We start from the raw sequence: 16,449 nt of genomic DNA, 5'->3' as shown, positions 1-16,449 counted from the left end.
CCTCGGTGGCCGGTCCGGCACCGCACTGAAACGCCCCGACGGGAAAACGTGACGGGTCCGCGAAGAATCTTTTCCGGGTGCGGCCCTGCGACGCGCGGGGCGACGCGCCCCGCCGCGCCACCCCGTCAGGTCCTGCGCGCCAGGAGGAACAGCTGGGGCTCGGGCACGGCCGTCGGATGGTCCGGTGTGAACAGGACGCTCTCCCGGGCCAGGACCGTGAACCCGGCCGCCGTCACCACCGCGGTGAACGCCTCCTCACCGAAACTGGTCACCCGCACCGCCTGGTCCATGAACGTGCCGCTCACGCCCTCGATGTCCAGCGGTACCGTCGCCACGGCCAGATGGCCGCCGGGCCGCAGCACCCGGGCGGCCAGGCGCAGCACGTCCGTCTGCTCCGCACGGGACAACTGGAGGAGCGCGAAGTACACGCAGACCGCGTCGAAACGCCCGTCCTCCAGAGCCAGATCACGCACATCGGCGCACCGGAACTCCGCCCCGGGCACCTGCCGGGCAGCGATGTCCACCATGACGGGGGAGACATCGACGCCGAGCACCTCGTGGCCTGCGTCGGCGAGGGTCTGCGCCGTCGGCCGTCCCGTGCCGGAGCCGATGTCCAGCACCAGGCTGCCCGGAGTGAGGCGCTCCAGCAGGGAACCCAACGAGGCGTGGTGCACGGCCGATCCGCCGAACGCCCGCTCGTAGTCGGCGCCGAGAGCGTCGAACACCGACGCGGCGGTGGGGTGCCGGTCCGAATCCATGGCGGACTCCCTTCTTCTCCGGGTGTTCCTACGGTACGCGGGCGACGGCCACGTACAGTCCGCTGTGCTCGGGCTCCGGCGCGGGCGTGTCGCGGAACCACTCGGGCGCCGTGACGAGGCCCGGCTCGGTGACGGCCAGCCCGTCCAGGAACAGGGCGAACTCGGCCCGGGTACGCAGCGCCAGCCGGATGCCGCCCTTGTCGTACTCGTCGGCCCCCTGCTGCCCCCGTTCCGGATTGACATCGGACGCACCCTGGGACAGCACCACGTAACTGCCCGGGGACAGCGCGTCCGTCAGGGTGCGGACGATGCCGACCGGGTTCACGTCATCGGGCAGGAAGTGCAGCAGGCCGAGCATCGACAGGGCCACCGGGCGCCGGAAGTCCAGGACCTTGTGGGCCGCCTCGATGATGGTGCCGGGTTCACGGACGTCCGCCGGGACGTAGTCGGTGGCGCCCTCGGGCCGGCTGATCAGCAGCGCCTCGGCGTGCCGCAGGACGATGGGGTCGTTGTCGCAGTACACCACTCGTGAGGCCGGGTTGATCTCCTGGGCGATCTGGTGGAGGTTCGGCGCGGTCGGAATGCCGGTACCGATGTCGAGGAACTGGTCGACACCCTCCCCGGCCAGCCACGCCGTGGCGCGGTTCATGAACGCGCGGTTCTGGTGGGCGCCGATCTTCGCCTCGATGGGCAGTTGGTCCGCCACCGCCTGGTCGACGGGGTAGTTGTCCTTGCCTCCGAGGAGCGCGTCGTAGACGCGCGCCGACTGCGGCCTGCTGGTGTCTATCGGGGGCTGGGACGTCCCTGTCGTCATGGCGAACTCCGTTGCAGATGAGGTGAAACCGCTCCTGTGGTGAAGTCTGCCACAGCAACTTGGCGATGATCATGCGGTGTTGGGGAGCGTCGGCCGGCCCGCCGGGCCGGTGGCCTGCACCGGAGCGGAATCCGGTACGGCGCGGCGTCTACTGCAGTGCGCGCACCGCGGCACCGAACAGGGCCGGAGCCCGGTGCGCGGCCGGGACGATCAACCTGGCGGTGGCAGGACGCCGGGCCACCGACAACAGACCGGCTGTGAGCAGCCGATGACGCCGGGTCAGCCTGGCCCAGCCGGCCGGGTAGTCCTGCGGGCGGCCCGCGGCGAGCGCGTCCACCGCCGCACCGGCCGTCGCCACGGCCAGCGCGACCCCCTCACCGGTCAGCGCGTCCACATAGCCCGCGGCGTCGCCGACCAGCAGGACCCGCCCCGCCCGCCGGCTGCGCGCCCGCCGGCGCAGGGGCCCGGCGCCGCGCACGGAACCGGCCTCCCGGCCCAGCAGCCTGGCGGCCAGGCGGGGGAAGTCCGCCAGCTGGCTCTCGTACGCACGACGCTTCCCGCCGAGCACCGCCACACCCACCAGGCCGTCCCCGAGCGGCGTCACGTACGCCTCACCGTGGCGGGACCAGTGCACCTCCACGAACTCCGTCCACGGGTCGACGCCGTAGTGCCGGCGCAGCCCGTAACGGCGCACAGCGCTCTCGGGCCCGTCCAGGCCGAGTCCACGACGGACCGGCGAGTGCAGCCCGTCGGCGGCGATCAGCCAACGGGCGGTGAGCCCGCAGACGCCGACCCGGTCATCGCTCTGGCGAACCTCCCCCGCTTTCCCCGGCACGATCCGGACCCCGAGCTCCACCGCACGCGCGTGCAACGCGGTGTGCAGTGCCGTCCGGCGCACCCCGAGCCCGGCCCGGCCACGGAACGCGGCCGCCGCGCTCCGCGCCCCGTCCACGTAACGGATCCCGCGCAGGGGGTGGCCGGACACCTCGATGCCGAGGGCGCGCAGCGCCGCCACCCCACTGGGCATGATGCCCTCGCCGCACGCCTTGTCGACGGGGGAGGCGCGGGGCTCGACCACGACGGTCTCCATACCGAGCGAGGCCGCCCGGATCGCCGCCGCCAGACCGGCCGGGCCGCCGCCCGCGATGAGGAGATCGATCACGCCGGCACGCCCCCGGCGGAGGCGAGGGCCGCCTCCTCGCACCGGACCCGTACGGCCATGAGAGCCCCGTTGAGCACGGTGAAGACCACCGCGGTCACCCAGGCGCCGTGGACCAGCGGCAGTGCGAGCCCCTCCGCCGCGACGGCGACGTAGTTGGGGTGGCGCAGCAGGCGGTACGGGCCGCCCGTCACCAGCGGCAGCCCCGGCACCACGATGACGCGGGTGTTCCACCGGTGGCCGAGCGTCCGGATGCACCACCAGCGCAGTGCCTGCGCGGCCACCACCACTGCCACCATCGTCCAGCCGAGCAGCGGCACGAACGGCCGGTCGGCCAGTCCGGCCTCGGCCAGACACCCCGCCAGCAGCGCCGTGTGCAGGGCGACCATCGCGGGATAGTGACCGCGGCCCGACTCGGTTCCGCCCCGGGCCAGCGCCCAGCGCGTGTTGCGCAGGGCCACGGCGAGTTCGGCGAGGCGCTCGCCCGCCACGGCCAGCACCAGTGCCGTGTACCAGATCATGCGTCCTCCGACCTACCAGCGCAGCAGCACCAGTTCGCAGCAGAAACCGGGTCCCATGGCCATCAGCAGTCCGGGAGAGCCCCGTTCGGGCCGCCGCTGCTCCAGTGTGTCGCGCAGGACGTGGAGCACCGAGGACGACGACAGGTTCCCCACGTCGGCCAGCGAACGCCAGGTGACGTCGAGCGCGCCGTCGGGGAGCGAGAGGACGTCGCTGACGGCCTCCAGCACCTTGGGACCGCCCGGGTGGCACACCCAGTGGGCGATGTCCTTCGGCTTGAGCCCGTGCTCGGACAGGAAGTCGCCCACGTCGTCCGCCAGATGGCGGCGCACGACGTCGGGAACGGCCGGATCGAGCACCACCTTGAAGCCCGAGTCGCCGATGTCCCAGCCCATGACGTGGCCGGTGTCGGGGTACATCCGGCTGCGCGTGGCCACCACCTCGGGACCCGCCTGGGCCGCCCTGCCCTCGCCGAGCGCCACCACGGCGGCGGCCCCGTCACCGAACAGCGCGGTCGCCACCAGATTGGCGGGCGACGCGTCGCCGCGCTGGAAGGTGAGGGAGCACAGCTCCACCGAGAGCAGGACCGCCACGTCGTCGGGCCGGCCGAGCAGGTAGTCGTGGAGGCGGGCGATCCCCGCGGCCCCGGCGACGCAGCCGAGCCCGAAGACCGGCAGCCGTTTCACATCCGGGCGCAGACCGAGGCGCCCCACGAGCCGGGCGTCGACGGAGGGAGCGGCCACACCGGTCACCGAGGTGAACATCAGCAGGTCCACGTCTGCGGGCCGCAGCCCCGCCGTCCGCAGCGCACCGCGCAACGCATCGGCGCCCAGGTTCACGGCCTCCTTGATGAACACGTCGTTGGCGTCACCGAAACCGTCCAGCTCCGCGTAGCGCTCCAGCGGCAGCACCATGGTGCGGCTGCGCACCCGGGCGTTCTCGTGCAGCCGGTCCAGGACCCGCCGGTCGGCCCCCGGCGGCAGACAGGTGCGGGCCACCATGTCGGTGACCTCGCGCTGGGTGTGGCGGTAAGGGGCCAGGGTGCCGTGCACGGCTGCGATCCGCGTCATCCCGGGCCCTGCTTCTCAGGCGTCATGGCCCATCCCTGCCCCAAAACAGGGGCAAAACACCGCAGACAACCCGTGCGGCTGTCAGGTCTGCGGTGTCCGGAGTACCTACGATCACGTGATGGGCACCCAGGACCCCTCTCGCGCCTACGCTCCGACCACGTTGCCGCTCCGCCGCACAGTGGGGCTGGCCCGCTCCTGCCATCCGGGGCCGGTCGTCGCCGTGACCGCCATCGCGGGCGCCCTGGGCGTGGGCGTAGGGCTCGACGGTGTCCGCTGCGCCGTCCTCGTCGCCGCCGTCCTGAGCGGCCAGCTCTCCGTGGGCTGGTGCAACGACGCGTTCGACGCCCGCCGGGACGCCGCAGCCGGACGCACCGGAAAACCCGTGGCCGAGGGCTCGGTGAGCCGCCGGACGGTCTGGGCGGCGGCGTTCACCGCCGCACTGCTGTGCGTTCCGCTCTCCCTGGCCTGCGGCCTGCTCGCCGGCGCGGTGCATCTGACGGCGGTGGCGGCCGCCTGGGCGTACAACCTGAAGCTGAAGGCCACAGCCCTGTCCTGGCTTCCGTACGTCATCGGGTTCGGCACCCTGCCCGCCGTGGCCGCGCTGGCCCTGCCCGGCCGCCCCGGTCCGACGTGGTGGGCGGTGACCGCGGGCGCCCTGCTGGGTCTGGCGGCCCACCTGGGCGACGTGCTGCCCGACATCGAGGACGACCTGCGCGGCGGCGTGCGCGGGCTTCCGCACCGGTTGGGCCCCACCACCACCGGACTGCTGCTGCCGGTGCCCCTCGTGGCGGCCTCCGTGGTCCTGGCCCTCGGCCCGGCGGGCCCGGCAGGGCTGTGGGGAGCGGTCACACTCGCCGTCGCGGCGCCCGCGGCCCTCGCGGGGCTCCTGCTCGCCCGGACCTGGCGCAAGGCACCGCTCGCCGCGGCTGCCGTGGTCGCGGCGGCGGACGTGACGCTCCTGCTGGTCCGCGGCACCGCGCCGGTGTGACCCGGGCACACGGCCTCACAGCGTGCGCCCTCGCACCCTGCGCAGCCAGACGCCGAGCAGCCGCAGGTCGGCCGCGGTCAGCCCGAGCCCGGGATCGACGCGGTGGAGCAGGGCCGGTCCGCCGTGGTGGGCCGCCACCCAGCGCCGGTCCCGCTCGGTGATCTCGTCGTCCACCCACACGAAGGCGCGCCCCGCGGCCCAGCGGACGAGCGTGCGCGTCTTCCAGTGGAGTCCCGCCGGTGTGCCCCGCTCGTCCTCGTCCGAAGGAGCGGGCCAGGAGACCACGCGCAGTTCCGGCAGCCCGAGGCGTGGTGCGACGACCGTGTTCGCCTCGTCCTCCCAGGTCGTCGCCCAGACCAGCTCGCACCGGAGCGCGGCAAGCCGGGGCCCCAGCGCCGGGTCGATCCTGTCGAGCAGCGGATTCGCCCCGGCCTCCGGCGGACCCGGCGCTCCCGGGAAGACGGGGTGCCCGCCGGCGCGCGGGCCGAACGGGATGAGGGGGCCGTCGACATCGAGGAAGAACAGCGGGAGCCCGCCGGGACCGGTCACCGCCGCACCGTACAACCGGGCGTCAGCGACCGCCCGCCACCCTCAGGATCGCCCCGGTGGCGTACGAGGCGTCCTTCGAGAGCAGCCACGCGACGGCGCCGGCGATCTCCTCGGGCTCTCCCGGCCGGCCCAGGGGGATTCCGGCGGCGGCCTTGTCGGGGCGTTCCGGGTCCGCGTGGAAACCGGTGCGGATGATGCCGGGGGCGACCGCGTTGACGCGGATGCCCGCCGCCGCGACCTCCTTGGACAGCCCGATGGTCATCGTGTCCACGGCTGCCTTCGCGGCGGCGTAGTGGATGTACTCGCCCGGACTGCCGAGCGTGGCCGCCGCCGACGACATGTTCACGATGGCCCCGCCGCCCGACCCGGTCATGTCACGCACGGCACGCCGCGCGCAGAGCAGGTAACCGACGACGTTGACGTCGAGGGCACGCCGGAGCCCGGCCGCGTCGGCATCGGCGAGCGGGCCCGTCGGACCGCCGACCCCGGCGTTGTTGACCAGACCCGTGACCGGGCCGAGTTCAGCCGCCGCGGTGTCGAAGAGCAGGTCGACGCCGGCCTCGTCGGTCGTGTCCATCCGCACCGTGACGCAGCGCCGGCCCACCTCCCGTACGGCCACCGCGACGGCCTCGGCCGCTGCCGCGTCGGAGCGGTAGCCCAGGGCGACGTGATGACCGTCGGCCGCCAGCCGTACGCAGACGGCGGCTCCGATCCCGCGACTGCCACCGGTGACAACGGTGACCGGCTGACGGCTCATGCAAGGCCCCTCGCTCCTGTGTGACGACGATGTGACGTCCTCGGTGAGGTCCCATCGTAGGGAGCGGTGATCAACCACCTCCGGGTGGGCCTCCGCTGCCCGGGGGCAGGCGTACGCGCGGCGCAGGCACGCCGATGGGCTGCCACCCCCTCATGGAAGGGTGGCAGCCCGTCGTCCGCGTGGGCGGTGGTCACACGGGGCGTTCGCTGCCGCTCCGGACGCCCTGCTGCTCGCTCTGCTCCTGCAGCTTCCGGGCCTTCTCCTGGAGCCGGCGCCGCTGCTCCGGATCGCTCGTGCGCTCCGCGGCCTCGGTCATGTGCCTGGCCTTCTCGCGCATCTGCTGGGCTCGGCCGGTTTCTCCTGCAACGCTCATCGTCGCTCCTTGAACGGTAGGGAAGAGCGGGCCCCCTCAGAGAAGCAGCGCCGCGTGAGCAGCGCACCCCGAAGCGTCACGTACGGTGAGAGCGGCAGGTGGGTCGGGTGTGACGCCGTGGCGACGCGACGCGGGCACCGGGAGCGGAACCGGCGTGATCCGGGCCTCCGGACGCTGGCATGATCAGGGGTATGAACGAGCGCATGATCGCCGCGTGTGACGGGGCGTCGAAGGGTAATCCGGGGCCGGCCGCCTGGGCCTATGTGGTGGCCGACGCGGCGGGCAGGCCGCTGCGGTGGGAGGCCGGTCCGCTGGGCACCGCCACGAACAACGTCGCCGAGCTCACCGCCCTGCAGGAACTGCTGGAGTCACTCGACCCGGCCGTCGCGCTCGAAGTCCGGATGGACTCGCAGTACGCGATGAACGCCGTGACCAGGTGGCTGCCGGGCTGGAAGCGCAACGGCTGGAAGACCTCGGCCGGCAAGCCCGTCGCCAACCGTGACCTGGTGGCCCGCATCGACTCCCTGCTGACCGGCCGGGCCGTGGAGTTCGTCTACGTGCCGGCCCACCAGGTGGACGGTGACCCGCTGAACGCCCTGGCCGACCAGGCCGCCAGCGAAGTGGCCGTCGCGCAGCGCGCGGCGGGCACCTCGCAGGGCTCCGCGGACCTGCCGGTTCCCGCACCCTCCCGTGCCACCGAAGGGAGGCGGACCGGCGCCGCGACGAAGAAGGCGGGGAGTGCGGCCCGGGCCGGAGCGACCATCCGCGCCAAGTTCTCCGGGCGGTGCCACTGCGGAAAGCCGTACGCGGCCAAGGACATGATCGCCAAGAACGACCATGGCTGGGGCCACCCGGAGTGCCGGACCGCCACCGCCTGACGGGCATCCGGCTGGACGCCCTTCCCGGCCGGGTCCCGGAGATCCCGCCCCCGCGAGGGGGCACGCGTGCCATGATGCGGCTCCGGCGGCGAGGGCCTTTCGTCTGGATCGTGCCGGGCCCACGGGCCCGGCACGATCCAGACGAAAGGCCCTGGGTATCCGAGATGCCGCCGCGGCAGTGGGATCGGCGCGACACGCTGGGGGGCGTATGGAAAGCACGGGCACGGTGCTGCGTGAACTGCGCGGGGCACAGAAGTCGGCCAAGGGGGTGTCGCTCTACTCCCGGTACGTGAACCGGCCGGCCGGCCGGGTCTTCGCGGCGGCTGCGTACCGAATCGGTATGACACCCAATCAGGTCACTCTGCTGAGTGCGGCGTTCACCTTTTCCGCCCTTGCGGCGGTGGCTCTGACACGCCCCGCCTGGGGGCCGGCGGTCCTGGTCTACCTGGGGCTCGCCGTGGGGTTCGCCCTCGACTCGGCCGACGGCCAGCTCGCCCGGCTGACCGGCCGCGGCGGCCCCGACGGCGAATGGCTCGACCATGTCGTCGACTGCGCGAAGATGATCCTCGTCCACACCGCCGTACTGATCTCGTTCCACCGCTACTTCGGTCTCGGCTCCGACGCCTGGCTGCTGCTGCCGCTCGGCTTCCTGTTCGTCGCGGTGCTCACGTTCTGCGCCGGGCTGCTGCGTGAGCAGCTGGGCAAGTCCGCCGCCCGTTCGGCGCCTTCCGGAGGAGCGCCGGCCGGGCCGGTCTCCCGGCTGCGCGCGGTAGCGCTGCTGCCGGCCGACTACGGCGTGTTCTGCCTGGTGTTCCTGCTGCTCGGCGACGAGACGGCGTTCCGGACCGGATACGCCGTACTCGCCGCCGTGCACGCGCTGTTCCTCGTGGCGTTCCTCGGCAAGTGGTTCAGGGAGCTGAGAGCGCTCCGGGCAGACTGACGAGCGTGTCCAGCGCCCGGCGCAGCTGGGTGCTGGACGTGTGGACGGTGTACGGGAAGTAGACGACCTCCACACCGACCTCGGCGAAGTCGCGTTCCAGCCTTTTGCCCTTCTCCGTGTCGCGCCAGTCGTCTCCCTTGAAGATGACGTCGAACCTGACCTGTTGCCAGGTCTCGACCTTGTCCGGGACGGTCTCGACGAAGGCGGCGTCCACGTACCGCACGCTCCGCACGATCTCCAGCCGTTCCGGCAGCGGTATGACCGGCTTGTGCCCCTTGGCGAGCGCCGCCATCTCGTCCGAGACGACCCCCGCCACCAGGTAGTCGCACTGACTGCGGGCATGCCGCAGGATGTTGAGGTGACCTATGTGGAACAGGTCGTAGACCCCCGGCGCGTAGCCGACCCTGTGCACCATCCGTTCTCTCCCCCCACGGTGTGAACGTGATGTCCGTGTCCCATCGGCTGGTGTCCGGACATGGCATCCGGTCCGGTGGGATATCGGTATCGGTGTTGATGGTGCAACGACCTTACTGTGAAGACCACTTGCGCATCTCGTGAACGGATAAGCTCACTTTTGGGGCTGTTCCTTGGGGGAACACAGGTGGCTCCGGGGGGAAGGCGATCGTCCGATGACAGAAGAAGAGCACCGCAAGCCGCTCGACGGCCGCCGTCTGCTGGTGGTCTCCACGAACTACGCGCCCGAGCTCACCGGCATCGGTCCGTACGCCGCCCAGCTTGCCGAGCACTGGGCCCGTTCCGGGGCCGACACCCATGTGCTGACCGGTATGCCGCACTACCCGTCCTGGCGGACGGAGGAGGCCTACCGGGGGGTGTGGCGGACCGATGAGCAGCGCGCGGGTGTCACCGTCCACCGGCGAAGACACTATGTGCCGCCCCGTCAGAGCGCCCTGCGCAGAGCCGCCTTCGAAGCGAGCGTGCTCGCGCACGGTCTCGCCGCCCCGCCCGCGCTGCGGCCCGACGCGGTGATCGCCCAGCTTCCCAGCCTGGCCGGCGGCGTCATCGGCGCCCGGCTGGCCCGCCGCCACGGCATCCCGTACATACCCGTCGTGCAGGACCTGATGGGCGCCGCCGCAGCCCAGAGCGGCATCCGGGGCGGGGGCAGGGCAGCCGCCCTGGCGTCACGGGCCGAGCGTTACGCGCTGGGGGCCGCCACGCTGGTCGGAGTCATCCACGAGAGCTTCGTCCCCCGGGTCACCGCCTACGGAGTGGCCCCGGAACGCATCCGGCTGGTTCCCAACTGGACCCACGTACAGGCCCCTTCGGCGGACCGTGCCAGGACCAGGGCCCGCCTCGGCTGGCGCGAGGGCACGCCCGTGGTGCTGCACTCCGGCAACATGGGGCTGAAACAGGGGCTGGAGGTCCTCGTCGACGCGGCGCGGCTCGCTCCGGAGATACGCATCGTCCTGATGGGGGACGGCAATCAGCGCGACGCCCTGCTGGCCCGTGCGTCCGGCCTGCCCAACCTCGACTTCCTGCCGCCGGCCGGTGCGGACGAGTTCACCGACGTCCTGGCCGCCGCCGACGTCCTCGCCGTGACCCAGCGCGCGTCCGTGCTCGACATGAGCGTGCCCTCCAAACTCACCTCGTACTTCGTCTCGGGCCGCCCCGTCGTCGCCTCCGTGGCCGACGGGGGCGGCACGGCCCAGGAGGTGCAGCGCTCGGGCGCCGGACTCCTCGTCGCACCGGAGGACCCGGCCGCGGTGCTCGCGGCGGTCCGCAAACTCGTCGAGGAACCCTCCGCCGCCGACGAACTCGGCTCCAACGGGCCGCGGTACGTGGCCCGCCATCTCGGCAGGGAAGCCGGTCTTGCCCGCTTCGACGCACTGATCACCGAGGTCCTTCAGGACGCCGAAGGGAGAGACCGCCGATGACCCACCCGATCCGCGCCCTGGAGGACCAGGACGAACCCGCGCTGCTGAGGGACCAGTTCCGCCAGCTCCTGCGCTACCGCACCCTGCTCGCGTGCGGTGTCGTCGTCGGACTGCTCGGCGCCGGCTGGCTGGCCCTGGGCGGCGAGGACACCTACACCTCCACCGGTGAGGTGTCCGTACGCTCCGCCACGTCCGACCCCTTCGCCGCAGGCGCCTCGGCCGACAAGGGCATCAACATCGGCTCCGAGCGCCAGACCGCGGTCAGCGACGCGGTCGGCACCGTCGCCGTCGGCTCACTGACCAAGACCGGCGACGCCGTGGACGTGGGGACGCTGCTGGCCGGGCTCCAGGTCACCAATCCGCCCAACACGCTCGTCCTCAGGTTCTCCTACACCGGCCGCACCCCCGAAGAGGCGAAGGCCCGCGCCCAGGCACTCGCCGAGGCCTACCTGGAGATACGGCGGGAACGCACCGAGAACAGCATCGACAACATGGTCGACGGCTATCGCGCCCAGCTGAAGCCGCTCACCGAACAGCGCGACAGACTCGCCGAGCAGGAGACCGGCACGGTGGGCAACGACGTCACCAGCGCGCGGGCCAACCTCATCGTCTCCATCTCCGAACTGAGCCAGAAGATCTCGGAGTTGCGGGCCCTGGACACCACACCCGGCTATCTCAACAAGAAGCCCGTCGCGCCCGAGAAGCCCAGCGGTGCCGGGCTGCCGCTGCTTCTCGGGCTCGGTGGCGTCGTCGGACTCGCGCTCGGCCTGCTGCTTTCCTGGGTACGGCTCGTCTTCGACCCCGCCGTACGCTCCACCAGGGAACTCGTCCGCTCGCTCGGCGCCCCGCTGCTCGGCACACTGCCCAGGGAGCGTGCCGCGGCCGGACCACTGCTCGCCATCGGACGCGGTGGCAGCAGACTCGCCGAGGAGTACCGGGCGGTGGCCTTCCGGCTCGCCTACGACCCCTCGTTCACCGAACGCCGCCGGATCCTCGTCACGGCGCCCCGCGGCGACAACGACATGGCGACGGCCGCGGCGGCCAACCTCGCGGCCGCCTTCGCCGAGATGGGGCGCGACGTCCTGCTCGTCGAGGCCGATCTGAGGGCCCCGTCCCTGGCCGGGGCGCTCGGCGCGGTGGGACGCGCCGGCCGGCCCAGCTGGGCAGCCGAACGCGACGGGCGCGGCTGGCCCTCGGACAGCCGCACCAACGTGGACGTGCCCGGATCGGGGGCCTTCACGCTCATCGCCGGCCGCCGTACGGACAACGTGCCGCGCGCCCTGACCTCCGCGCCCGTCAGCCGGATCCTCGCCGAGGGCGGACGGCCGGGAGCGGTCGTCATCGTGCTCGCGCCGCCCGTGCTCTCGTACGCCGACGCCGTCGCCCTCATCGACCGCGTCGAGGGCGTCGTGGTGGTCTGCGACCCGCGTGAGGTGCACCGCAGCGACCTGGAGCGCATCCGCGAGATCATCGGCGCCGCGGGCGGCTCCGTCCTCGGCACCCTGCTCCACCCCGGCTACGGACGCCTGGAGCGCCGGGCCCGCCGGAAGGCGGCCAAACGCCGGGGCCGCAGCCGGCCCGCACCCCCGGACGGCCGCGACGGCCAAGGCGACGCGGAGACGGACGGCCCCGACCGGGCGGACGACGTCGCCCACACCGGCGACCCCACCCAGACGCTCGGCCTGCGCACGCTGGACAGCGGCGGACGCGGCGGCAGCGACCACAGCAGCACCGCGGGACGCAGATGAGGGCACGCACCGCCGTCGTCTGCTCGGTCGCGGACCAGGGGGTGGCGGCGCTCACCAACATCCTGGTCCTGGTGGTGGCCGCCCGGCTCTCCACCGTCGCCGACTTCGCTCGCTTCTCCGCCGTCTACCTCGTCTTCTCCGTACTGCTGGGGGTGTCCGGCGCCTACACCGGACAGCCCCTGGTGCTGCGCAGGGGGGCGGCGACCGACGAGACGCGTGGTGCCTGCCGGTCGGCGGTCGGCTTCACCCTGCTCGTCTCTGCCGTCACCGGCGGCCTGCTCGCCGCGGTCTGCGCACTGCTGCCGGGGGAGACGGCACGCGCCGCGGCGATGCTCGGACTCGTACTGCCGGTCGTCCTCGCGCAGGACACGGCCCGCTACGCATTCGCCACACTGCAGGCCCAGCACCTGGCGCTGGCCTCCGACACGCTCCGGCTGGTCTGCGTCCTCGGCGCGCTGGCCGTACAGCCGCACGGCACCCCGGCGGCCCGGCTGGTCATCGTCTGGGGCCTGAGCGCCCTGCCCGCGCTCCTGCTGTCCGCGGCCGTACTGCACCGCAGGACGGCGGGCACCCCGGTGCGGCTGAGGCCCCTGCTGGGGAAGGGGCACCTGGGCCGCCGGTTCGTCGTCGAGTTCGGCGTGGGCAACGCGACCAGCCAGCTCTCCGTGCTCGGGCTCGGCGCCGTCGGCAATCCCCTCGTCGTCGGCGCCCTGCGCGGCGCCACCACGCTCTTCGGCCCGCTGAACGTGCTGTACACCTCGGCCACCGGCTTCGGCCCCCCGCTCCTCGGGCGGCTCGCCACCGACCGGCTGAGGGTGCGGGCCACCGCGGCCCTGGCCGGCCTCCTGGCGCTCACCGCCGCGGGCTGGGCCACCGTCCTCGCCCTGCTCCCCGGATCGGCCGGCCGTCATCTGCTCGGCGATACCTGGCCGACGGCGGCGGCGCTGCTCCCGGCGACCGGCAGCCAGTACGCGGCGATGGCCGTCGGCACCTGCGGACTGCTGGCGCTCAGGCTGCTCGATCCGCGCACCACACTCTCCATCCAGGTGGTCTTCTCCCTGGCCGCTGTCGCCTTCCTCGCCGGCGGCTATCTGACCGGCGGAGTGATGGGCGCCGCCTGGGGCCTGTGCCTGGGATCCGTCTGCAAGGCGGTCGCCACCTGGACCCGGGTGGCCCGGCTCACCCGACGGGGCGAGCGCGGGCACACCCCCGTCACTGCGACCGCCGTCGGCTCCGGCCCGTGAGACTCGTGACCAGTGCCAGGCACAGCGCCGCGATGGCGAGCTTCCCGACGGCTTGAAGCAGGGGACCGCGCAGCAGGATGAAGGTGTATCCCGCGATCAGTGGCGCCGTGATGGCCAGGACACTGCCGGGCCCCGGACCGTCCCGCGACACCGCCCGCGCATAGCGGCGGTCGGTGCGCGCCGTCGCGTAACCGATCAGGGCGAACCCGCCGATCAGGCCCGGTGCCCCGAAGTCCACCCACAGCTCGGTCCACATCGGCGCGGAGAGATTCGTCATGTTCATCCCCATCCACTGCCCGACGCGCACCCCGGTGTCCTCCGGTTTCCCGCTCCACACCGCACGGGGCACGAAGAAGAAGGCGGAGCCCGCCAGTTGGCGGCCGTACGTGTGGCCACGGGTGTCGACCCACGAGATGGTGTTGGCGAACATCACCGTCTGGTCGTAGTCCTTGGTGGCCAGCGGTTCGAACACCGACGACGACTGGACCGGGCGGTACCCGGAGTCGTCGTAGCGGAACCTGTCCGCGTACGGGAACAGCACCAGGGCGCCGACGACCCCCATGGCCAGCACCGAGCGGTACATCGCCGCGCTGCTCGGGAACGCCGTGAACAGCAGCGAGACCAGCACGGTCAGGAACCAGTAACGGGCGTTGGATATCGGGTTGTTCACGACCAGGTTCACCCCGGCCAGCGCGATCCACACGAGGACGGTGGACGGCGAACGCCGGGCCCGGCGCGAGGTCACCAGCCGGCGGGTGTAGAAGAGCAGCGCCAGCAGGGCCGGAACCGTGCCGAAGCCCTTCAGGAACGCCGAGCCCACATTGGACTCCCCGGACGCGACGCCGCTCTCCGCCACCGAGGCGCTGATCTCCTGCCTGCTGGAGAAGAACACGCCGGGCCCGCCGAGCTTCAGCACGTAGTAGCCGCTCGCCGCGAAGGCGAGCAGCACCAGCAGCCGCAGCCTGACCGGATGCGCCGTGGCCGGGCCGCCGCCCCCGCGAGCCGTGGTGCGCCGCCGCAGCGGACGCCGGGATGCCAGCAGCGCCCCCAGGTCGAAGGCGGCGCACCCCACCAGGATCAGGGCGATCGCCGTGACCAGATCGGAGCGCGGCCCGACCACCGGCGTCGGCGTCTGACCGATGACCGCCTGGGCGAACGGCGCCACCCCCATCGCGATGTACACGAACATCCAGAAGACGCCCTGCAGCAGCCGCCGCCGGGTGGACAGGATCATGGTCGAGAGCCGGGCCCCGGCGTAACACGTCAGCACGAGCTGCAGCCAGTACGCCGTGTCCCGGGATCCGGTGCCGGGCTGGGCGGCGATCAGGGCCGGCAGGAAGCAGACCAGCCCCAGGATGAGTGGCACGGCCATCGCCCGGGAGAGCATCGCCCAGGACATCGGCCTGGCGGGCGGCTCGACCGGATGGCGCGGGCCGTCCCCCCGGACGGGGGCGGACGGCGGTGCCTGGTGCACGGACGTCATCGTCTCCCCGTTCCGTGAGCCTGCGCGCCTGTGAACACCTTAGCGAATCAACCCACTTGAGGTGATGTGATGACTAGTCTGTGAACAGCCGGCCGAGGTCGAGGGGAACCCTGGTGAAGATCCTGCACATCGTCACACTGCACACCCCGGACCACGCGTTCGGCGGTCCGACCCGAGTGGCCCTGAACCTGTCGAAGGTCCAGCGGGCAGGGGGCGACGACGCCCGGATCATGGCCCTGGGCGACGGCTTCGACGGCCCCCTGCCCGGCGAGGTGGAGGGTGTGCCCGTCCACCTCTTCCAGGCCCGCCACGTGCTGCCGATGTTCGAGGTCAGCGGCATCGCGTCGGGAGCCCTTCTGCGGACCGCGCACCGCATGATGCGGGGCGCCGACCTCGTGCACGTCCATCTGATGCGCGACCTGGTGACGCTGCCCGCCGCGCTCCTCGCGCTGGCCACCCGGACCCCGCTCGTCGTGCAGACGCACGGCATGGTGGACCCCACCGAGAAGCGGGTGGCGCAGTTGACGGACCTGCTGGGCGTACGGAAGGTCCTGCGTGGCGCGGACGCGGTGCTCCATCTGACCGAAGTCGAACGGGCCGATGTGAACGCGGTGGCCGCCCCCGTCCCGCTCACCAGGACCGTGCGCCTGGTCAACGGCGTGCGCCCGCAGGAGTTCAAGCCCGCCCGCGATCCGGCCCGCCCGCCGACCGTGCTCTTCCTCGCCCGGATCCAGGAGCGCAAGCGCCCGGAGGACTTCGTGGCCGCGATGCCCGCGGTCCTGGCGAAGCACCCGGACGCGCGGTTCGTCCTGGCAGGACCCGACACCGGCGCACTCCCCGGCACCCTGCGTCTGGCCGGCAGCCTGGGCGTGCTGGACTCGCTCGACCATGTCGGACCCCTGGGCCACGAAGAGGTACTGGCCGCCGGACGGCAGGCCGATGTGTACGTCCTGCCCTCGATCGAGGAACCGCTGGGCGTCTCGGTCCTCGAAGCGATGTCCGTCGGCACCCCCGTGGTCGTCACGCGCACCTGCGGCCTCGGCCCGGACGTGGCCCGGGCCGGAGCCGGCCGGGTCATCGACAGCCGGGTGGGTGAGGACGGGGCCAACGCGCAGAAGGTCGCGCAGGCCGTCCTGGAACTGCTGGAGCCCGAGGCCAACGCCGAAGCGGGGAAGGCCGCCTGGGAGCTGGTGAACGAACACTTCACCATCGACGTCGTGACCCGGACGCTCCGGCGGACCTACGAGGACGTGGTGGCCCGCCGGAAGCGCCGATGA

Annotated in this window: 17 protein-coding genes; 7 read left to right on the top strand and 10 right to left on the bottom strand. The window is 72.7% G+C overall.

Annotated elements, in window-relative coordinates:
* Positions 1-125: 125 nt before the first annotated feature.
* From JGS39_RS12050 to JGS39_RS12030, 5 genes are all read right to left on the bottom strand, one after another.
* Positions 126-758: a class I SAM-dependent methyltransferase gene (locus JGS39_RS12050; protein ID WP_219568861.1), complete on the bottom strand. Its 633-nt coding sequence runs from the start codon at positions 756-758 to the stop codon at positions 126-128.
* 28 nt (positions 759-786) lie between these two features.
* Positions 787-1,572, bottom strand: a complete 786-nt coding sequence (locus JGS39_RS12045; RefSeq protein WP_219568860.1) for an SAM-dependent methyltransferase — start codon at positions 1,570-1,572, stop codon at positions 787-789.
* A 148-nt stretch (positions 1,573-1,720) separates the two neighbouring features.
* The gene (locus JGS39_RS12040) at positions 1,721-2,734 is read right to left on the bottom strand and encodes an NAD(P)/FAD-dependent oxidoreductase (RefSeq protein ID WP_219568859.1); all 1,014 of its coding nucleotides are present in this window, start codon (positions 2,732-2,734) and stop codon (positions 1,721-1,723) included.
* Positions 2,731-3,252, bottom strand: coding sequence for an isoprenylcysteine carboxyl methyltransferase family protein (locus JGS39_RS12035; protein ID WP_219568858.1), 522 nt, complete (start codon positions 3,250-3,252; stop codon positions 2,731-2,733). Before JGS39_RS12035 ends, JGS39_RS12040 begins: the two co-directional genes overlap by 4 nt.
* A 12-nt stretch (positions 3,253-3,264) precedes the next feature.
* Positions 3,265-4,320 (bottom strand): type III polyketide synthase, encoded by a 1,056-nt coding sequence (locus JGS39_RS12030; RefSeq protein WP_219568857.1) that lies wholly within the window; start codon positions 4,318-4,320, stop codon positions 3,265-3,267.
* 118 nt (positions 4,321-4,438) lie between these two features.
* Here JGS39_RS12030 and JGS39_RS12025 point away from each other — a divergent pair, with 118 nt between their 5' ends.
* Positions 4,439-5,308: a UbiA family prenyltransferase gene (locus JGS39_RS12025; protein ID WP_219568856.1), complete on the top strand. Its 870-nt coding sequence runs from the start codon at positions 4,439-4,441 to the stop codon at positions 5,306-5,308.
* 15 nt (positions 5,309-5,323) lie between these two features.
* On the opposite strand, the gene JGS39_RS12020 is transcribed toward JGS39_RS12025, so the two are convergent.
* The 3 genes from JGS39_RS12020 to JGS39_RS12010 form a co-directional block, all read right to left on the bottom strand.
* Complete coding sequence (locus tag JGS39_RS12020; RefSeq protein WP_219568855.1) at positions 5,324-5,857, bottom strand: HAD domain-containing protein; 534 nt, start codon at positions 5,855-5,857, stop codon at positions 5,324-5,326.
* Between the two features lie 22 nt (positions 5,858-5,879).
* Positions 5,880-6,614: an SDR family NAD(P)-dependent oxidoreductase gene (locus tag JGS39_RS12015; protein WP_219568854.1), complete on the bottom strand. Its 735-nt coding sequence runs from the start codon at positions 6,612-6,614 to the stop codon at positions 5,880-5,882.
* 190 nt (positions 6,615-6,804) lie between these two features.
* Complete coding sequence (locus JGS39_RS12010) at positions 6,805-6,987, bottom strand: DUF6381 family protein (protein ID WP_219568853.1); 183 nt, start codon at positions 6,985-6,987, stop codon at positions 6,805-6,807.
* Positions 6,988-7,178: 191 nt separating this feature from the next.
* Here JGS39_RS12010 and JGS39_RS12005 point away from each other — a divergent pair, with 191 nt between their 5' ends.
* Together JGS39_RS12005 and JGS39_RS12000 are read left to right on the top strand one after the other, a co-directional pair.
* Entirely contained in the window at positions 7,179-7,865 is a 687-nt protein-coding gene (locus JGS39_RS12005) for a ribonuclease H family protein (RefSeq protein ID WP_219568852.1), read from the top strand.
* Positions 7,866-8,073: 208 nt separating this feature from the next.
* Positions 8,074-8,805 carry a CDP-alcohol phosphatidyltransferase family protein gene (locus JGS39_RS12000; protein WP_219568851.1) on the top strand — a complete coding sequence of 244 codons (732 nt, stop codon included), beginning with the start codon at positions 8,074-8,076 and terminating at the stop codon, positions 8,803-8,805.
* Here the strand turns inward: JGS39_RS12000 and JGS39_RS11995 are convergent.
* Positions 8,774-9,220: an FAD synthase family protein gene (locus JGS39_RS11995; RefSeq protein WP_219568850.1), complete on the bottom strand. Its 447-nt coding sequence runs from the start codon at positions 9,218-9,220 to the stop codon at positions 8,774-8,776. The genes JGS39_RS12000 and JGS39_RS11995 overlap by 32 nt on opposite strands.
* Before the next feature lie 214 nt (positions 9,221-9,434).
* On the opposite strand from JGS39_RS11995, the gene JGS39_RS11990 reads away from it, so the two are divergent.
* The 3 genes from JGS39_RS11990 to JGS39_RS11980 are packed head-to-tail and all read left to right on the top strand — an operon-like array spanning position 9,435 to position 13,689.
* Positions 9,435-10,697 carry a glycosyltransferase gene (locus JGS39_RS11990; RefSeq protein WP_219568849.1) on the top strand — a complete coding sequence of 421 codons (1,263 nt, stop codon included), beginning with the start codon at positions 9,435-9,437 and terminating at the stop codon, positions 10,695-10,697.
* Positions 10,694-12,445 (top strand): lipopolysaccharide biosynthesis protein, encoded by a 1,752-nt coding sequence (locus tag JGS39_RS11985; protein ID WP_219568848.1) that lies wholly within the window; start codon positions 10,694-10,696, stop codon positions 12,443-12,445. Before JGS39_RS11990 ends, JGS39_RS11985 begins: the two co-directional genes overlap by 4 nt.
* Positions 12,442-13,689 carry an MATE family efflux transporter gene (locus JGS39_RS11980; RefSeq protein ID WP_219568847.1) on the top strand — a complete coding sequence of 416 codons (1,248 nt, stop codon included), beginning with the start codon at positions 12,442-12,444 and terminating at the stop codon, positions 13,687-13,689. Before JGS39_RS11985 ends, JGS39_RS11980 begins: the two co-directional genes overlap by 4 nt.
* Here JGS39_RS11980 and JGS39_RS11975 read toward each other — a convergent pair.
* Positions 13,658-15,172: a hypothetical protein gene (locus JGS39_RS11975; RefSeq protein ID WP_219568846.1), complete on the bottom strand. Its 1,515-nt coding sequence runs from the start codon at positions 15,170-15,172 to the stop codon at positions 13,658-13,660. The two genes, JGS39_RS11980 and JGS39_RS11975, sit on opposite strands and share 32 nt — an antisense overlap.
* A gap of 113 nt (positions 15,173-15,285) precedes the next feature.
* Between JGS39_RS11975 and JGS39_RS11970 the strand changes: the two genes are divergently transcribed.
* Complete coding sequence (locus JGS39_RS11970) at positions 15,286-16,449, top strand: glycosyltransferase (protein ID WP_219568845.1); 1,164 nt, start codon at positions 15,286-15,288, stop codon at positions 16,447-16,449.

Source organism: Streptomyces poriferorum (assembly GCF_019399235.1).
GTDB lineage: Bacteria > Actinomycetota > Actinomycetes > Streptomycetales > Streptomycetaceae > Streptomyces > Streptomyces poriferorum.
This window is presented reverse-complemented; position numbering and strand designations above follow the sequence as displayed.

Excerpts from the sequence above, each read along its gene's own strand:
- JGS39_RS12050 (WP_219568861.1), bottom strand. The coding sequence starts at position 758 with ATGGATTCGGACCGGCACCCCACCGCCGCGTCGGTGTTCGACGCTCTC.
- JGS39_RS12045 (WP_219568860.1), bottom strand. The coding sequence starts at position 1,572 with ATGACGACAGGGACGTCCCAGCCCCCGATAGACACCAGCAGGCCGCAG.
- JGS39_RS12035 (WP_219568858.1), bottom strand. The coding sequence starts at position 3,252 with ATGATCTGGTACACGGCACTGGTGCTGGCCGTGGCGGGCGAGCGCCTC.
- JGS39_RS12030 (WP_219568857.1), bottom strand. The coding sequence starts at position 4,320 with ATGACGCGGATCGCAGCCGTGCACGGCACCCTGGCCCCTTACCGCCAC.
- JGS39_RS12025 (WP_219568856.1), top strand. The coding sequence starts at position 4,439 with ATGGGCACCCAGGACCCCTCTCGCGCCTACGCTCCGACCACGTTGCCG.
- JGS39_RS12015 (WP_219568854.1), bottom strand. The coding sequence starts at position 6,614 with ATGAGCCGTCAGCCGGTCACCGTTGTCACCGGTGGCAGTCGCGGGATC.
- JGS39_RS12010 (WP_219568853.1), bottom strand. The coding sequence starts at position 6,987 with ATGAGCGTTGCAGGAGAAACCGGCCGAGCCCAGCAGATGCGCGAGAAG.
- JGS39_RS12005 (WP_219568852.1), top strand. The coding sequence starts at position 7,179 with ATGAACGAGCGCATGATCGCCGCGTGTGACGGGGCGTCGAAGGGTAAT.
- JGS39_RS12000 (WP_219568851.1), top strand. The coding sequence starts at position 8,074 with ATGGAAAGCACGGGCACGGTGCTGCGTGAACTGCGCGGGGCACAGAAG.
- JGS39_RS11995 (WP_219568850.1), bottom strand. The coding sequence starts at position 9,220 with ATGGTGCACAGGGTCGGCTACGCGCCGGGGGTCTACGACCTGTTCCAC.
- JGS39_RS11990 (WP_219568849.1), top strand. The coding sequence starts at position 9,435 with ATGACAGAAGAAGAGCACCGCAAGCCGCTCGACGGCCGCCGTCTGCTG.
- JGS39_RS11985 (WP_219568848.1), top strand. The coding sequence starts at position 10,694 with ATGACCCACCCGATCCGCGCCCTGGAGGACCAGGACGAACCCGCGCTG.
- JGS39_RS11980 (WP_219568847.1), top strand. The coding sequence starts at position 12,442 with ATGAGGGCACGCACCGCCGTCGTCTGCTCGGTCGCGGACCAGGGGGTG.
- JGS39_RS11975 (WP_219568846.1), bottom strand. The coding sequence starts at position 15,172 with ATGACGTCCGTGCACCAGGCACCGCCGTCCGCCCCCGTCCGGGGGGAC.